Source organism: Arthrobacter sp. BF1, from assembly GCF_056680215.1.
On sequence record NZ_CM155271.1, the window covers coordinates 1,130,809 to 1,146,341 of the forward strand.

At 63.0% G+C, this 15,533-nt stretch carries 16 protein-coding genes and 1 pseudogene; 11 read left to right on the forward strand and 6 right to left on the reverse strand.

Annotated elements, in window-relative coordinates; all coding sequences use genetic code 11:
* Positions 1-63: 63 nt before the first annotated feature.
* Together AC1MCD_RS05425 and AC1MCD_RS05430 are read left to right on the forward strand one after the other, a co-directional pair.
* Positions 64-765, forward strand: a complete 702-nt coding sequence (locus tag AC1MCD_RS05425) for a TetR/AcrR family transcriptional regulator (protein WP_498676562.1) — start codon at positions 64-66, stop codon at positions 763-765.
* A 76-nt stretch (positions 766-841) separates the two neighbouring features.
* Entirely contained in the window at positions 842-1,405 is a 564-nt protein-coding gene (locus tag AC1MCD_RS05430; protein ID WP_498676563.1) for a DoxX family protein, read from the forward strand.
* 224 nt (positions 1,406-1,629) lie between these two features.
* Here AC1MCD_RS05430 and AC1MCD_RS05435 read toward each other — a convergent pair.
* Positions 1,630-1,857 (reverse strand): annotated as a pseudogene (locus AC1MCD_RS05435) (transposase); the annotation flags it as partial.
* A gap of 154 nt (positions 1,858-2,011) precedes the next feature.
* Here AC1MCD_RS05435 and AC1MCD_RS05440 point away from each other — a divergent pair.
* Positions 2,012-2,389: a G1 family glutamic endopeptidase gene (locus AC1MCD_RS05440; RefSeq protein ID WP_498676565.1), complete on the forward strand. Its 378-nt coding sequence runs from the start codon at positions 2,012-2,014 to the stop codon at positions 2,387-2,389.
* Positions 2,390-2,471: 82 nt separating this feature from the next.
* On the opposite strand, the gene AC1MCD_RS05445 is transcribed toward AC1MCD_RS05440, so the two are convergent.
* The 3 genes from AC1MCD_RS05445 to AC1MCD_RS05455 form a co-directional block, all read right to left on the reverse strand.
* A complete protein-coding gene (locus AC1MCD_RS05445; protein ID WP_498676566.1) occupies positions 2,472-4,142 on the reverse strand; it encodes a caspase family protein in 1,671 nt (556 codons plus the stop codon).
* On the reverse strand, positions 4,126-4,500 hold the full coding sequence (locus AC1MCD_RS05450) for a hypothetical protein (RefSeq protein ID WP_498676567.1): 375 nt from the start codon (positions 4,498-4,500) through the stop codon (positions 4,126-4,128). Before AC1MCD_RS05450 ends, AC1MCD_RS05445 begins: the two co-directional genes overlap by 17 nt.
* Before the next feature lie 153 nt (positions 4,501-4,653).
* Complete coding sequence (locus tag AC1MCD_RS05455; RefSeq protein ID WP_498676569.1) at positions 4,654-6,066, reverse strand: ABC transporter substrate-binding protein; 1,413 nt, start codon at positions 6,064-6,066, stop codon at positions 4,654-4,656.
* Between the two features lie 323 nt (positions 6,067-6,389).
* Between AC1MCD_RS05455 and AC1MCD_RS05460 the strand changes: the two genes are divergently transcribed.
* A complete protein-coding gene (locus AC1MCD_RS05460) occupies positions 6,390-6,899 on the forward strand; it encodes a hypothetical protein (protein WP_498676570.1) in 510 nt (169 codons plus the stop codon).
* 232 nt (positions 6,900-7,131) lie between these two features.
* Here the strand turns inward: AC1MCD_RS05460 and AC1MCD_RS05465 are convergent, their stop codons facing one another.
* Entirely contained in the window at positions 7,132-7,299 is a 168-nt protein-coding gene (locus tag AC1MCD_RS05465; protein WP_498676573.1) for a hypothetical protein, read from the reverse strand.
* Between the two features lie 201 nt (positions 7,300-7,500).
* On the opposite strand from AC1MCD_RS05465, the gene AC1MCD_RS05470 reads away from it, so the two are divergent.
* On the forward strand, positions 7,501-7,695 hold the full coding sequence (locus AC1MCD_RS05470) for a hypothetical protein (protein ID WP_498676575.1): 195 nt from the start codon (positions 7,501-7,503) through the stop codon (positions 7,693-7,695).
* Between the two features lie 150 nt (positions 7,696-7,845).
* On the opposite strand, the gene AC1MCD_RS05475 is transcribed toward AC1MCD_RS05470, so the two are convergent.
* Positions 7,846-8,553: a DeoR/GlpR family DNA-binding transcription regulator gene (locus AC1MCD_RS05475; protein WP_498676577.1), complete on the reverse strand. Its 708-nt coding sequence runs from the start codon at positions 8,551-8,553 to the stop codon at positions 7,846-7,848.
* On the opposite strand from AC1MCD_RS05475, the gene AC1MCD_RS05480 reads away from it, so the two are divergent.
* From AC1MCD_RS05480 to AC1MCD_RS05505, 6 genes are all read left to right on the forward strand, one after another.
* Entirely contained in the window at positions 8,510-8,809 is a 300-nt protein-coding gene (locus tag AC1MCD_RS05480; protein WP_498676579.1) for an SDR family oxidoreductase, read from the forward strand. The genes AC1MCD_RS05475 and AC1MCD_RS05480 overlap by 44 nt on opposite strands.
* A 170-nt stretch (positions 8,810-8,979) precedes the next feature.
* Positions 8,980-10,035: a zinc-dependent alcohol dehydrogenase family protein gene (locus tag AC1MCD_RS05485; protein ID WP_498676582.1), complete on the forward strand. Its 1,056-nt coding sequence runs from the start codon at positions 8,980-8,982 to the stop codon at positions 10,033-10,035.
* A gap of 188 nt (positions 10,036-10,223) precedes the next feature.
* Positions 10,224-11,492 carry an MFS transporter gene (locus AC1MCD_RS05490; RefSeq protein WP_498676584.1) on the forward strand — a complete coding sequence of 423 codons (1,269 nt, stop codon included), beginning with the start codon at positions 10,224-10,226 and terminating at the stop codon, positions 11,490-11,492.
* On the forward strand, positions 11,489-12,580 hold the full coding sequence (locus tag AC1MCD_RS05495) for a 2-hydroxyacid dehydrogenase (RefSeq protein ID WP_498676586.1): 1,092 nt from the start codon (positions 11,489-11,491) through the stop codon (positions 12,578-12,580). The genes AC1MCD_RS05490 and AC1MCD_RS05495 overlap by 4 nt, the downstream gene beginning before the upstream one ends.
* The gene (locus AC1MCD_RS05500; protein ID WP_498676588.1) at positions 12,570-14,033 is read left to right on the forward strand and encodes an aldehyde dehydrogenase (NADP(+)); all 1,464 of its coding nucleotides are present in this window, start codon (positions 12,570-12,572) and stop codon (positions 14,031-14,033) included. Before AC1MCD_RS05495 ends, AC1MCD_RS05500 begins: the two co-directional genes overlap by 11 nt.
* Entirely contained in the window at positions 14,030-15,259 is a 1,230-nt protein-coding gene (locus tag AC1MCD_RS05505; RefSeq protein ID WP_498676592.1) for a fumarylacetoacetate hydrolase family protein, read from the forward strand. Before AC1MCD_RS05500 ends, AC1MCD_RS05505 begins: the two co-directional genes overlap by 4 nt.
* The last annotated feature ends 274 nt before the right edge of the window (positions 15,260-15,533 follow it).

The window sequence follows — 15,533 nt, forward strand, 5'->3', positions numbered from 1 at the left end:
TCAGGCTCCTCACTGCCGGCGAAGCGGCCACGAATGGGGCGCCCGGAGTGCAAGAATAAGGCCGTGACAGCAACCGGCCCCGGCCGCCCCCGCAATCAGCAGCCCTCCCGCCCGGGAGCCACCGCACGTGAGGAAATCCTCGACGCCGCCGCCGAACTCTTTACAACCCAGGGCTATGCCAGCACGCCTACGCGGTCAATCGCGGAGGCCGTGGGAATCCGTCAGTCCTCGCTCTACCATCACTTCAAAACCAAAGACGATATTCTTGAAGTGCTGCTCGCGGGCACGGTATCCAGCGGCCTGAGTTTTGCGCGCGGCATCTGTTCGGAGACCGACGGCAGCCACGACCCGGTGTTGGCTGCTGCCCGGCTTCACGCCGTGGCGCTGTTTGACGGAACCCAACTGTGCAACGCCCGCTACAACGTCGGCGTGCTCTACAACCTCCCGGAATCACGCAGCGAGCGGTTCCACAGCTTCATTGAAGGCAGACGGGAACTCCGCGGACTGTACCAACGCCTGGGGGCAGCACTCCCCGAGAACGGCTGGACGGATACTGGCCAGACCGGAGACCTGGCCTTTCGACTCGTAGAGACCCTCATCAGCCTCCGCGCAGACGGGCTCTCCGTACCTGAATCCCCCCTCCAGACGGCCGACGCCGGCATCGTCCTCAGCGGCCTTGGCGAACACCTCACCTCAATCCGGGCCCGGAGTGCGGCACTCATCGCGGACATCGAAACCGCCCCGGGGTCACGTTTCTTCTCGTGACCGGGCCGTTTCGCAGACGTAGAATCGTGCTGAAAGCTGGCCACTGCAGCGCGCAGACGCCCCAAGGAGGACTGTAATGAGTCATGAAAAGACCAGCCCCAGGGCGGCAGCCGCTGCTCAAACACTGTTCCGGGTTGCTCTCGGGGGCGTACTCATCGCTCATGGATCTCAAAAACTTTTTGGCTGGTTCGGGGGAGGAGGCGTTGAAGGTACCAGCAAGGGTATGCACGCCATGGGTTTCCGCCCCGCGAAACCCAGTGCCGTCCTCGCCGGCGTGGGTGAAGCTGGAGCAGGTCTTGCCTTGGCCTTGGGGCTCGCCACCCCTGCCGCCGGCGCCGCCGCTGCAACCACGATGGGCGTCGCGGCCAGCGTCCACGCACCCAACGGCTTTTTCGCTACTGAGGGCGGTTTCGAATATCCCGCGGTGCTGGGCCTGGCCGCAGCATCGTTCACCATCGGAGGCTCCGGACCCTTGTCCGTCGATGCCCTCACCGATCATGTCCTGGACCGACCTTGGATGCGGGCGACCGCTTTAGCCGTGATCCCCACAGCCATTGCAATCCAGATTTATCGCCGGCGTAAAGCTCTGGCCAGCGACTCTATCGCTCAGGCTCCAGTCACGGTGGCGGAAGAAGACTGAACCCTTTCCCGATATGCCTTGGCGGTGATCCTCAGTAATCCCTACCCGCGCGTTGAACTCTCAGCGCCGATTCGTCCATGTCTGGCCGCCTCCGACGGAGCTTTTGGGGGACTGGGGATTCCCGCCGTGGTTCTGTCATACAAGCGTGTTGCGACACCGCAGGCGCTGCCTCACAACGTCACGGACATGAATGGCGAATTCCAGTGGTGCCTGCAACACGGGATTTAGTTGACTGGGTTCGAGACTAGCTCGGCGAGGACTTCTGCGGGCGTTCGGTAGCCGTGTCGTTTGCGGGGCCGGCGGTTCAGTTCAGCTGCGACGTTTTCGAGGATTCCGGGCCCGTGGAACGATAGATCGGTGCTTTTCGGGAAGTACTCGCGGAGGAGGCCGTTAGTGTTTTCGTTGCTGCCGCGCTGCCAGGGTGAATGTGGGTCGCAGAAGTAGATCGGCAAATCGGTCGCCATCAACGAGTCCGGCATCGGCAGGCGCCGGCCCACGGAGCCGGTGGCCGCGTTCGCCGGGTCCCTGGGGACCGGCGGGGGAGTTCGAATGGTGGGCTTGGACTGAATGGTGGACCGACCGTTATATAAGGATCCCCCACTTAAGATGGACGACTTCCCTATCACAACTGGGGATACCGTCTCAGTCCTTGTCTGTGCGTCCAACCCGAACCAGGGGTACGCCTGCATACAAAACATCACGACGGGGAAGTACACCAGTGTCCACATCCCTACGCCCCACGAAATCATCTCCAGAGGCCTGACAGCCGAATGGATTGTCGAGCCGATCGGGACCGGGCTCCCGGTTTTCGTCCCGTCCGTGACATTCACGAACTGCAGCGCCGGCACCAAGAACACAACATTCGACCTGAAACCATCGGGATTTTCAAATGAGATCATGGGAAATGATCCTGGCGAGCTTCATACCAAAACGACAATCGCAAGTGGCAGCATCGCCATCGTCCAATGGTTGGACTGGGCTTAACACTGATCATCGCTCACAATAGACGTTTGTGACATCGCTCAAGCGTTCCAATCAGCAAACCTTTGATTTAGGAGACAACGCCCTAGCCGACAATGCTGTGTTGGTTAGTGTTCTGTTGTGTCAGCCGCATGCCGAAATAGAGTAAAAGTATGCCGGGCGTCAAAAGCGAAACAGTGATGATCGTGACGGATACGGCAGTAGGTACCTGAAGGAACTGCAGAAGCCATGCCAGGGCCTGAGGGACATACAGCGAAGCCAGCAGCCATCGTGCCATTCCTCTTCGCTGCTGAGTGGAGTGTGATAGCAAAGCCGCTGAAATCCCGCAGCCCAGATGAACCACCGTGAGGACGACCATCAGCGGTGAGGTTGACGCGACTGCCACCTCGAGGACCCATACAACCAGGTCGGTCGCGATCGCCGCCCATAGAAGCTGGCGCACTGCTTTAGACCGTCCCGCCAAGCCCGACAGGATCAAAAGTATCTGGGCCGAAACCAGGAAAAGGAAAAACCAACTAAGGGCGGTCGATGGGCTTGTCGACCAGGGCCCGACGGCGCGGACGAAGCCGGCAGCTATCAGCGACGTTCCGCTGGCCCAAAGGTAAGGCGGCTTGATAGCGATCAGTCCCGCGGCGGAAAGCGTGCTTTGCGGAGGCAGCTTGCGGGCCGGCTTCGGGATAGCCTGACTTGACCCGACTGGTAGTGGCTCCGCATCCTCGGTACTGACTGCGAGGGTGGTTTCACGTTGGCTTCGGTCCGCTACAGCGTGACGGGCGTTGCCCTGAGCCGAATTCAGGGCAGCCCTCGCCAGTTCCGCGACACTTGGCACCTCGTTCTCCGCCATCCTCGTGAGAGCGTTCTCTGCGGCCAACGCCAGTTCCGGTGGTCCACTATCCAGCAGGTCGGCAAGCTCTGCCACTCCGGACGCTCGAACACGCGGCCGTGAGCTTTCTATCGCAAGAACGATGTCGGCTGGTAGTGGTGCAGGGCGTATTTCCCGTTTGCGGACACTGTGGGCTACTAAGAGGTCTCCCTCTGAACCGAAGGTCCACATCATAGGTGTCTGCCGGGGCTCTTCCTGGCGGACCTTGTTGAAAACATACTGATAAAGGTCAGCAACCGTCACATCACCGTCACCGTTGACGTCAGCCGCTCCCGTCTTCAGTCCATCCACAATAGCCTTGGTGAAAACAGACCTAACCCCGTTTCCGACAATTTCCGTTCCTTCAAACGAATATTCAGTCGCACGGGACGCTGTCAGCACAACCTTTCCACGGCCGGGGAACTTATCCTGCAAGGCGAGGGCTTCGTCCCCTTTCGCACCCTTCGCGAAAGCCCCGCTGTGGCAACAATCAAGCACAAGAATCTGGCTACGTGCGCGGCAGTCTTCCAACTGATCATTCAGCCAAGCGGCCGCAAGCGAGGTGGCAGCCAAGAGCCTGCGTTCCGTATTCGTGGTTGCGTAGTAAAGCCTCCCCTTATCATCCAGCACTCCGTGGCAAGAAAGGTAGACAAGGATAAGATCGCTCGGGCCCACGCTGGCGCAGACTTCCAGCACGCCTCGCATCAACCGGTCATGGGGGGTATCGAGAAAGGTATGAACGTCGAATTTCCCAATTTTGGAGTCCGAAAGGACTTCTGCTAAATCATGCGCGTCCGTCCCGGGAGCCCGCAGATGAGCAAGCGTGCTTTCCTCATAGGTGGAGGTAGCGATGATGAGGGCAATACGCCGCGGGGCATTAGTCTGGCTTTGCATGCCGGGATACCCACAATTCGACCAGACGTTCCTGCTCCTCGGAAGAGATATTTGTCAATTTCAATGTGTCCCCATCGACCGTGACTTCGATGGAACGCAGGCGCTGACGGATCAGCCAATCCTTCAATGCGGATACGACTTTTGCAACGTCGACTTTGGATATGAGCTTCACCAAAAGTGAACCGATAACGGTAACTTCAAGACCTTTGGCTCCACTTGGGATATGGCCTACAGCGTCAAATGGCACCACGTCATAGACGTCGAGATCGAGAAGTTCGGCACGGAGGCGTTTCGCAAGGGAATCGAGTTCTTCATCGTCCAGGTCAGGATCATTTAGCCGTACGCCCAATGCATCCATGACCGTGCTCCTTCGCCGCAATGATGTGAGGCTCTCGGCGTCGATGCTACTCCTATGTGGAACGCCGGGACCAGAGCCCATGCCGGCCGTCAGCATCGATCTGTTGCGCAAAATAAGCGACGTGACCGTGCCGGCTAGTTGCTGCATCGGCTGCTATGAGGTGGGCGCCATCTTGCCGAGTATTTCTTTGGAAGCTTTGAGAGTGTTGTCCTCCTGGTACTCAAATATGCCAATGTGGGCCTCTGTGGTGTCACCGGCCTCAGAAAAGGCCACCGGCCCCGATTGGCCGTCGTAATCGATGTCCTTGTTTTCGCGAAGCAACGAGACACAAGCTGCGTAATTGTGGCACTTGTTGCCGCCTTCCGACACGGCCTTGAGGTGGGTGGCAACGTCGGTGCCCTTGGTGCTTTTGGCGGACTCAGCTGCAAGGGCAATCAGGTTGACAGCGTCGTAGGACTCGGCCGCGTAGCCAAAATACGTTAGCGCTGGGTCAATCGTCAGCAGTCGATTCCTGAAAAGATCATTGGGAATCGATTCCGGAAGGGCGCCCTGGGCGCCCTTCAGAATGCCTGCTTGGAGGTCTCTGCTGTAGTCCGTTGTGTTTCCGTCGACCAAGAATAGTTGGCTTCCTTTTATGCCCTTGTCTGCCATTAAAGGGATGATGCTTTTAGCCTGATCGAAGGTGATCAGGGCGATGGCGTCAGGTTTGGTGGCGGCAATCTTGTCGACCTGGCTGCTGAACTCCGAATCGCCAGTGTTAAAAAGCTCCTCCGAGATCACTTTTCCGCCGGTGGCCTCGAACGCGGCCTTGACGTTATCCGCGAGGACGGTACCGTACGGGTCATTCAGGACTATCATTCCGAGGGTCTTTGCCCCGCATGCAGCAATGTAGCCGCCAAGGGTCCTGCCCGTTAAGACGTCAGAGGGGGCAGTGCGCCAATAGAGGCCCTTATCGTCCCATGTGCTGAAGTCGGCGGACGAGTTTGCGGGCGAAAGCTGGATGACCCCGGCGCCGGTAATCCGGTTGATGACGTTCTTTGACACGCCTGACGAAACAGCGCCAATGACGGCGCTGACGCCACCGTTCAGCAGCTCCCGTGTTGACTGCGCTGCAATGTCCGATGAGGTGTCCCCAGAATCGCGGTGGATTACCTCAACTGGCTTGCCCAGTACACCGCCTACGTCGTTGATCTCCTTGATGCCGAGGTTGACGCCAGCTGTTGAAGGTGGACCGTAGTGCGCCAGCGACCCTGTTGCGGGCAGGAGGGTACCGATTTTTAGCGGCGTAGGCGTGGTGATGCTTGAAGAAGGGACGGCCCCCGCGTCTGAAGCGGCTGAATCCGGAATCGAGACTACCGAGGTGCAATCGGGGATTGCCCCATCTCCAGAAGGAGCCGACCCGGGGACTGTCCCTGTCGTGCCGTTTGGCTCTGCCGAGGCGCTCGGGCCCTTGGGACCGGCAACTGAATGAGGGGAAGTCCCGCACGAGGCCACTGCAAGTACCAGGCTGATGCAAAGCGCCAGCCTTATGCGAAGAGACCGCGATGTGTGCGGGGAAACAACCATTTTAGTCTCCTACTAGAAGTACAACAGCTTTGTTGCACGTGTTCCAGCGCTGCTGTTACCTGCTCAAAATAGTGCAACTTGCCCTTGAAAATAAAGGGACCGAGGGCCCCTGAGCGTTGTGTCTCCGAGTGACGCACTCGAGCACCTGTTTGATGTCGCGCTGGGGTCACTGGTTTGGTCATGGGCCGGCCTTTCGGTTTCGCGCGTAGGCCTTCCTCGCCTCGAGTCCGGTACTGGCCCGCCCCCAACGCTAATTAAGTGTGGCGAGGACAGGGGCTCGCGCCGAAGAACTCCGCGCGCAGGCGGCGAAACTGGCCCCGGAAATGGAACGTCACGAAGTACCCGCTGAGTACCTTGCCAACCCCGAACTGGCCCAGGCATTGCAGACTGCACACACGGCCAAGACCCCTGCAGCAGTGGCGGCCGCCGACGCTACTGTGCAGGAACGCCTGTTCCTCATCGGCAAGGACGGCATCAACGGTCCCGACATTGACCAGCTCCGCAAAGAGGCCACCGCGAACGTCAACGGCGCCGGAGATTCACGCTTCGAGGGTCCCGCGTTCGTTCAAGCAGCTAAGGAGATGCACGAAGCCAAACTCCTGGGAGAGGAGGCTTCGCAGGGTCCGAACGGACGCCCGTGGAACAGCGGTACGCACCAGCCGAAAAGGAACTCTTCGCCCGCATCGAAAGTGTCGGCCACGAGATCGAGAACCGCGTCACCAGTAACCTCAGCCGCCGACTCAAAGACCAGGGCCTCAAAACGGAAAGCATGTCTGCGGCTGACTACGGCTCAGCGGAACGCCAGGAAGCTTTCGCCGCATCCTTGGCCGTAACCGGGGCGAACGAAACCCAGGTCCGTGGAAGCCTACTGGCTGACCATGTCAACCACATCCTCATGAACCTATACCGGCAAGAGCTCTGGCCGGGCAGCAACCCGAGGGACCAGCACGCACTCACAATAACCGGCCCGGTGGTCAACAGCCAGGCCAGGACCGTGGAACCGTTACTCCGAGATGGCGCTAAACTCGGAGTTCTCAACGGCCGGTTTCAGCTTCCAGTCGGGAATTAGGGTATCCGGAGGGGCCGCCCTTTCTCATCGAAGATGATGGGCGTCCCTCTTTCGTCAACCAGGAAATCTTCGATGACTTTCCCGGAAGCGGTGCCGATGATGACTATTGAGCTCGCGGGCCAGTTCGGGTCGGGGACGACGTCGAAGTCCGCGTCCGAGGTCAACGTGACTTGGCCAGCGTCGTTTCTCGCCCTGTTTTCTATGTCGAGGCTTCCAACACAATCGCCAGTACCTTTTGTGCGTGGAGGTCCCCAGAGGCAACCGTCTACTTTCCGCCCGGAAAGGATGGAGCCGTTGAGACTTGGTCCGATCGGGGAGACCACGCAGAGTGGCCGGCGAACGGCACTGAGACCACTCACGTCGAGATGCTCGGCCGCGATGTGCTTCTCACAGCAGGGTGGGGCGGACTGCTCCGGGCCTGGCGGTTCCCCGAGCGGCGGCTCATCGCCGAGGCCGGCCTGGGTGCGCCGATCATCTCAGTTTGCCCAGTCGACGAACACGCCGTACTCGTCGGGACTGACTCAGGTCTTGCATTGGTCCATATCGCCGCGGAGGGCTAACTAACCTGGTTGCAGCGGAGCAGACGTTACGGCACTGACAGAGGCATCTGAAAGCTGTAGTGCGATTTAGTATGAATCACCGCTCCATGCGCAGGCCGTGCAAGGCAGTTCATGCTCGAAGCTCGCAGGACCCGCGCCAGCGAAGACGGCCTAATCTCGGACCACAGCCACCTCAACCTCAACCCCCGCCTCCCGGAACTTGCGCACCTGCCCGGGGTCGGCGCCGTCGTCCGTCACCAAAGTCCACGGCAAAGCCAAACGCGCCCACGCGTGGAAGGGCCGCAGGCCCAGCTTGGACGAGTCCGCCAGCACATACACCTCCCGGCCCCGCCGGGCCATGAGCTCCTTGAGCCGGGTCTGGGCGTGGTCGGCCTCGCAGATGCCGTCCTCGGCGGTGACGGCGTCGGCGCCCAGGAACACGCGGTCAAAACTCATCCGCTCCAGCGCCGCCTCGGCCAGCGGCCCCACGAAACTCTGTGAAACGCTGCGCAGCCGGCCGCCCAGGCAGTCCACCTCGATGCCCTCGGACTCGGCGAGCTCCTGCATGGTGTTGATGCCCGGCGTCGTCACGGACAACCGGTCGAAGCCGCGCAGTTCGTGGGCCAGGGCACCCACGGTGGAGCCGGCGTCGAGCAGGATGTTCTCCCCTGGCACGATCACGGACGCCGCCCAGCGGGCGATCGCGTGCTTCTGCTCAAACGCCTCGCCGGTGCGCTGCCGCAGCGACGCCTCCGGGTGCGCGCCCATCGCCATCGCCCCACCGTAGGTGCGGGCCAGCCGGCCCTGCCCGTTCAGCAGCGCCAGGTCACGGCGGATGGTGGAGGCCGTCACCTCGAACCGGGCGGACAGGTCCTCCACGGAGGCCAGGCCATGGCTGACCTGGGCTCAGGAGCTGGCGCCGCGGGGGATCACGGTCAACGTGCTGTCCCCGGGCCCGACCGACACCCCCATGCTCAACGACCCCGGCCGTGCCGCCACCCCCGTGAAGATGCCGGCGCTCGGTGCCCTGGTGGACCCAGAGGACGTCGCCGCCCTGGCGGCCTTCCTCCTGGGCCCGCACGGCAAGTCCATCACCGGCCAAAACTACGTCATCTGCGGGGGAGCCTCCCTCTAAACCTCAACCACCCCACCGAACGCTCTCTCACTTAACGCGGCTTTTCGGGGATCGCTCTCTCACGTGATTGGCTTTTGGGCGTACGCTCTCTCGAAGCAATAATTTCCGACCGGCGCGACCGATTGGAACTAAGCTCGACCTCGGCCCTGTCCACGACCCGAGGAATCTTCATGCGCGCTACCATCATCTACGGCCCCGGCGACATCCGGGTCGAAGACCGCGACTACCCCACCGTCATGCAGCCCACAGACGCTGTCGTGAGGGTCACCGCCTCCTGCGTTTGTGGCTCCGACCTCTGGCCCTACCGCGGCGTGAAGCCCACCCACAACCCCACTGCGATCGGGCATGAATTCATCGGTCTTGTGGAAAGCATCGGCGACGCCGTAACCGATTTGGCCGTGGGAGACTTGGTCATCGCTCCGTTCGTGGTCAGTTGCGGAAAGTGCGCACAGTGCCTCAACGGCGTCACCGTTGCCTGCGACCACTTGGCTGGCTGGGGCGGCAAGGACGACGCCGGACTAGCGATCGACGGCGGTCAGGGCCAGGCGGTCCGTGTCCCGCTGGCCGAATCGACCCTGGTCAGGGTCCCTGGAATCACTGAGCCTGACGATGCTCTGCGCGCCAGCTTGTTGACCCTCTCTGATGTCATGGCCACCGGCCACCACGCGGCCCTCGCCGCGAAGGCCGGACCCGGCCGAACCGTCGTTGTGGTCGGCGATGGCGCCGTGGGCCTGTGCGGGGTGCTGGCAGCCAAGCGTTTGGGTGCCGAACGGATTATTGCCATGTCCCGGCATGCCGACCGGCAGGCCATCGCCCGGGAATTTGGCGCCACGGATATCGTGGAGGAACGCGGGGATGAGGGCGTGGCGAAGGTCCGTGAACTCCTCGGCGGGGTCCTGGCCGATTCAGTCTTGGAGTGCGTCGGTACCAAGGAATCCATGGAGCAGGCGCTGCACAGTGTCCGCCCGGGCGGGGCTTTGGGCTTTGTCGGGGTTCCCACGGGCGGTGCCGAGATTCCGCTGCGCTACCTCTTCGACACCAACATCACCATCGGAGGCGGCATGGCCCCGGCCCGGACCTACATCCCGGAGCTGCTTGCCGATGTCCTGGCTGGCAGCATCAACCCGGGCCGGGTGTTCGACGTCGTCATGCCACTCGAGGAAGCACCCGAGGCCTACCGCGCGATGGATGAACGACGCGCCATCAAAGTCCTGCTGACCCCCTAGCCGGGCCAAAAACCCAGCGTGGCCGATTCCTTAAGTGTGAGCCCCTTCACAAACAAATCAAATACCCTATAGGATCTAGGATTGTGCAGCCGCGGAGCTGCGAGGAGATCACGAGGGAGTGAAAAGTGCAGACTGAGACTTTTGCTACGAAGCCAAAAGAGTCGGCTACGCGGCGTACTATCAAGAATTTGCGGTGGTGGATCCTTGGCTGGGCGCTGGCCGCCGGGATCATCAACTACATGGACCGAAGCGCCATCTCCATTGCGGCGCCCCAACTGATCAAGGAATTCGGCCTTAGCCGGACGGACATTGGCCTGCTTGGAACAGTCTTCTCCTGGACCTACGCCTTTGCGCAGCTCCCGGCCGGCTGGCTCGTGGACAAGCTTGGCGCCCGCCGGATGTACTTCCTGGCCATCGCCGGCTGGAGCATCGCCACCGCGCTGATGGCGATGGGCAGCCGGATGTGGCAGTTCATCACGTTCCGTTTTCTGCTCGGCGTTGCGGAGGCTCCCAACGGGCCGGCGTCCGCGAAGCTCACCGCCGACTGGTTCCCCCGGTCAGAGCGCGGACAGGCAACCGCGATCTGGGACAGCGGTTCCAAGTGGGGCCCGGCCATCGCGCCGCCCATCCTCACCGCCATCATGCTGGCCTTCGGCTGGCAGGCCATCTTCATCTTCCTCGGCGTCGCCGGCCTGGTGCTGGCACTTGCCTTCTTCATCTACTACCGCGCGCCGGAAGAGCACAAGCGCGCCAGTGCCGAGGAACTTGAGTACATCGAAAGCCAGCGGACCACGCAGCAGCTGACTGCCAAGAAGGTTTCCTGGCTCGGGCTCTTCAAGCACCGCCAGATCTGGGGCATGATGGCCGGGTTCTTCTGCGTCATCTGGATCTGGAACATCTTCATCGTCTTCCTGCCGCTCTACCTGCAGGAAGAGCGCGGCGCCAGCATCGCAAACTCCGGCTGGCTCGCGGCTGTCCCGTACCTCGGCGCGGCCATCCTCGGCATCACCGGCGGTTGGGTGATGACCCGCTACTCGAAGAAATCCGGCCGCGATCCGCTGCAGGCCAAACGCCACGTGATGTCCGTTGCGGCCGTCGTCGCCGGTATCCTGATCTGCCTCATCCCGTTCGTCGATTCCCTCCCGCTCGCCATCGCCGTGATGACCCTGGCCCTCGGCTTCGTTGCCACCATGCAGGCCGCCGCGTGGGCCATGCCCGGAGACATCGTTGACAACTCCCAGGTGGCATCCGTGGGTGCCATCCAGAACTTCGGCGGCTACTTCGGCGGCGCCTTCGCACCACTCCTGACCGGCGTGATCGCCGACGCAACCGGCTCCTACGCGCCGTCGTTCGTGATCGGCGGCATCATCGCCGCAATGGCCGCGGTGGCCTACACGGTGCTGGTGCGGGAACCCATCCGGGAAAAGGACGCAGCACCCGCCGGAGCCTCGGCATGAGCACCGCAACCAATGAATTGACGACGCCGGGAACCTCCGTGCGTGCTCCGTTCACCGTCGCGGTCACGGCAGACGCCGCAAAGCCCGATGGCAGTTCCATTCACGGAGACCTCGGCCTCCGGCGGCTCACCGAGCAGGGCGTTCAGTGGCACGTCCTGCCCAGCTACACGGACCCGATTCCGCCGGTCGATCTCACCGGCGTCCACGCCGTGCTGTCGCTCGGCCACATCGCCTTCGACGCCCGGACACTGGACCATGCGCCGGACCTTCGGCTGATTGCCCGGTTCGGTGCCGGGTTCGAGACGATCGATCTCGAGGCCTGCACCCGGGCCGGCGTGGTGGTCACCAACACGCCGGACGCCATCCGGCGGCCGCTTGCAGTGGCAGGCCTGACGCTGCTGCTGGCTCTCGCGCACAAACTGCTGGCCAAAGACCGTCTCACCCGGACCTCGGACTGGGCTGCCCGCGAACGCTACCGCGGGGACCAGATCGTCGGCCAGACGGTGGGCATCGTGGGCTTCGGCAGCGTCGGTGCCGAGCTCGCCCGGCTCCTGGCCCCGCTGGGCATGAAAGTGGTGGGCAACAACCGCAGCGGCCGCCACCCGGAGGCCGCCGGCCTGGGGGTGGAGCTGCTCGGACTGGACGAGCTGCTTAAACGTTCCGACTACGTGGTGCTGTGTGCGGCGCTCACCCCGGAGACGGAAAACCTCATCGGCGCGGACGCCCTGGCACGGATGAAGCCAAGCGCCCACCTCATCAATATCGGCCGGGGAAAACTGGTGGACACCGACGCCCTGCGCCACGCCCTGCAAACGGGAGTCATCGCCGGTGCCGGACTGGACGTCTTCGAACCCGAGCCGTTGCTTCCCGACGACGCGCTGCTGACCCTGGACAACGTGGTGCTTTCACCGCATTCACTGTGCTGGACCGAGGACTTCACCCGGGACGTCTCCGCGGGTGCCATCGGTTCGATCCTTGCCATGGCCGCGGGGGAGGAGCCGCTCAACGTGCTCAACCCCGAGGTGTTTGGCACGACTGCCTTCGCCGCCAAACTCGCCGCCAAACAGGGGACGAACCGTGACAGCTGATCAGGCCGACAGCCGTATAGTTGCAGCCCATCAGGCCTACGAGTGCGGCCGGGACGTTGAGCCGCGCGTCAGGGCACGGTGGCTGGAGGAAGTCGCCTCGGCCTTGGAATCCCATGCCGATGAGCTCGTGGCACTGGGGCAGGAGGAAACCCACCTGGACGAGGCCCGGCTCCGCTTCGAGCTGCGAAGGTCCGTTTTTCAGCTCCGGCTGTTCATCGGGGAAATTGTCGGCGGGGAACACCTCGATGCGACCATCGACCACGCGGATCCCACGTGGGGGATGGGCCCCAGGCCGGACATCCGGCGCGTCAACGTGCCGTTGGGTGTGGTGGGCGTCTTTGGCGCCTCGAACTTCCCCTTCGCCTTCAGCGTGATGGGCGGGGACAGTGCTTCGGCGCTCGCGGCCGGATGCGCAGTGGTGCACAAAATCCACGACGGGCACCTCCGGCTGGGCATCCGCACAGCTGATGTGGTCACGGCGGCCCTGGCAAAGGCCGGCGCTCCCCAGTGCCTCTTTTCCACGGTGGTTGGCAGGGAGGCGGCCGAACGTCTCGTGGACCATCCCCTGGTCACGGCGATCGGCTTCACCGGGTCAACAGCCGGCGGCCGGGCACTCTTCGACCGGGCGTCCGGCCGGCCCACGCCGATCCCGTTCTATGGCGAACTGGGCAGCATCAATCCCGTCTTCGTCACCGAAAAGGCCTGGGAGGCCAGACGCGAGGAAATCCTGACCGGCTATGCCGCCTCCTTCACGATGGGTATGGGCCAGTTCTGCACCAAGCCGGGGCAGCTGTTCGCGCCGGTGCAGGATCCCGGCGAGATCAGTGAGCTCCTGCGTCGGGAGTTGGCTTCGAAACAGCCAAGCCCGCTCCTGAGCCCCGCCTTGCGGGAAGGGTTCGGCAAGGCGCTGAACTCCGTCCAGGCAGCGGCCGGCGTCGAAGTCCTGGTGCCCGGGGATGATGCAGAAGCGCCCAAACCAACGGTGCTGTTCATCACTGCCGGGAACGTCCGTCACCACCCCGAAGTCCTCGAGCAGGAGATGTTCGGTCCGGCAACACTGGTGGTGGGTTACAACCCGGGCGATGACTTGGCGGACCTGGCCCGGCTGCTGGACGGGCAGCTGACAGCAACCGTCCAGGCGGAGCCTGAGGAAGACGTGTCCGCTTTGCTGACGGAGCTGCGGGAACGGGCCGGCCGCCTTCTCTGGAACGCCTGGCCGACGGGCGTCACCGTGACCTACGCCCAGCACCACGGCGGGCCATACCCCGCCACCACGGCCGCCACCACATCCGTGGGGACCGCTTCCATCGGCCGCTTTATGCGCCCCGTCGCTTACGACAGCTTCCCGCCGTCGCAATTGCCTGTTCCCTTGCGCGACGGGAATGCCTGGCAAATTCGACGCCGGGTGGATGGCGAGTGGCAACCGGCCGGGCAACGAGAGGCCAGCAAATGACAGCAACCGATCCCCAGCAGATTCTCCCCGCACAAGTTCTCCCCACAGAAGGGGCAGCCGCGGTCCTGGTGGGCCGCGTGTGGGATCCGGCGTCGAGCGGGCCGCGGGTGGTGGGCGTCCGTGGCGACGAGGTCTTCGACCTCACCCACAAAGCCCGCACTGTGGCCGGGCTCCTGGAGCAGGAAAACCCTGCGGACTACGTGCTGCACTCCGGTGGTGCTCCCAGGTGGAACCTTGCCGACCTGATCGAGGCTTCACTGGCGGGGGACCGGGCACGCGCCCATCTGCTGTCCCCGATTGACCTCCAGGTGGTCAAGGCGTGCGGAGTGACGTTTGTGGAGAGCATGGTGGAGCGGGTCATCGAAGAGCGCTGCGGTGGGGATTCCAACCGCGCGGCGGAGGCCCGCAGGACGGTCCTCGAGGCGCTCGGTGGAAGCCTGGACACGCTGCGCCCCGGCTCGGAACAGGCGCGGGAAGTCAAGCGGGTGTTGTCAGCCCGGGGGATGTGGTCGCAGTACCTTGAAGTGGGCCTTGGTCCCGACCCGGAGGTGTTCACCAAGGCTCCCGTCCTGTCCTCCGTGGGTTTCGGCGCCGGAGTGGGAATACCCGGCTTCTCGTCATGGAACAACCCCGAACCGGAGCTGGTGCTTATTGTCGACTCGGCCGGAAACGCCAGGGGTGCGGCACTGGGCAATGACGTCAACCTCCGTGACGTGGAAGGCCGCAGCGCCCTGCTCCTGGGCATGGCAAAGGACAACAACGCATCCTGCGCCATCGGCCCGCTGATCCGGCTCTTCCACGAGGACTTCACCCTGGAGTCCCTCCGGGCGGAGGAAATCAGCCTCACGGTTGAAGGAACGGACGGTTACCGGCTGGAAGGCCGCAACAGCCTGGCCCGCATCAGCCGTCCGTTCGAGGAGCTCATCAGTGCTGCCTGGGGCCGTCACCACCAATACCCGGACGGCTTCGCCCTCTTCACTGGAACACTTTTCGCGCCGACGCAGGACCGGGACGCCGAAGGACTCGGGTTTACGCACAAACCCGGCGACGTGGTTACCATCAGCAGCCCGCAGCTTGGAACGCTCGTCAACCGGACCCGGAGGACCGAGGACATGGAGCCGTGGACCTTCGGGATCAGTGCCCTCTTCCAATATCTGTCGGGGTTGGAGGCGGGGGCAGAGAGCGGCCGGTTGAATGCCATGGCCGCCGCAGTGCCCGTACCGTAGCGGCTGGAGGCCCGGCACGCTGTAGTCAGCCAAGCAGCGTGCCCGGCTGCCGCTCGCCGAACCAAAGGCGGTGCAATTGCGATGCGCCAAGAGTATTTTGAGCTACATGCACTTGTCATCCAGCGCACCTGATGGCCTCGCGAGGGAAAAGCTAGCACCGTTGGCCGGCCGCCCGCATACCGATACCGGCAGCAGTGGCCGCTATGCGCGGCTCCTTGGCTGGCTTGAAGGGGCAAAGCCCCTGGGCACAATCGTCAAAGGAATTGAACCCTTG